At 59.0% G+C, this 619-nt stretch carries 1 protein-coding gene; it reads left to right on the top strand.

What is annotated here, in order from left to right; all coding sequences use genetic code 11:
- On the top strand, positions 1–619 hold a 619-nt coding region (locus NW837_RS15200; RefSeq protein ID WP_414332468.1), incomplete at both ends, for a GTP-binding protein.

Raw genomic sequence — 619 nt, 5'->3', positions numbered from 1 at the left:
AAAGCCGCCACTACGCCCATGTGGACTGCCCCGGACACGCCGACTACATCAAAAACATGATCACAGGCGCCGCCCAGATGGACGGCGCGATTTTGGTCGTCGCCGCCACCGACGGTCCGATGCCCCAGACCCGCGAACACATCCTGCTGGCGCGACAGGTGAATGTGCCCGCGATTGTGGTGTTTATGAACAAGGTGGATATGGTCGATGACGAGGAGCTGCTGGACTTGGTGGAGTTGGAGGTGCGCGAGCTGCTCAGTAAGTACGGCTTTCCAGGCGACGACATTCCTGTCATTCGGGGCAGCGGGCTGCAGGTGGTGGAAGCTGCCGACAGCGAGGACTGGAGCAAGGGCACGAGTAATCGCTGGATCAAGGCGATTTGGGACTTGATGGACGCGGTGGACAGCTACATTCCGTTGCCGCAGCGGGAGTTGGACAAGCCGTTTTTGATGGCGGTGGAGGATGTATTCACGATTACGGGTCGTGGCACGGTGTCCACAGGTCGCGTGGAGCGCGGCGTGTTGAAGACGGGTGAAGAGGTGGAGATTATCGGTTTTCGGGACGAGACGCGCAAGACGGTGGTGACGAGTATTGAGATGTTTCGGAAGATTTTGGACAC

Source organism: Synechococcus sp. R6-10 (genome assembly GCF_047461815.1).
GTDB lineage: Bacteria > Cyanobacteriota > Cyanobacteriia > Thermostichales > Thermostichaceae > Thermostichus.
The sequence above is the reverse complement of the archived record's forward strand: the minus strand, read 5'-3'. Positions and strand labels throughout refer to the sequence as shown.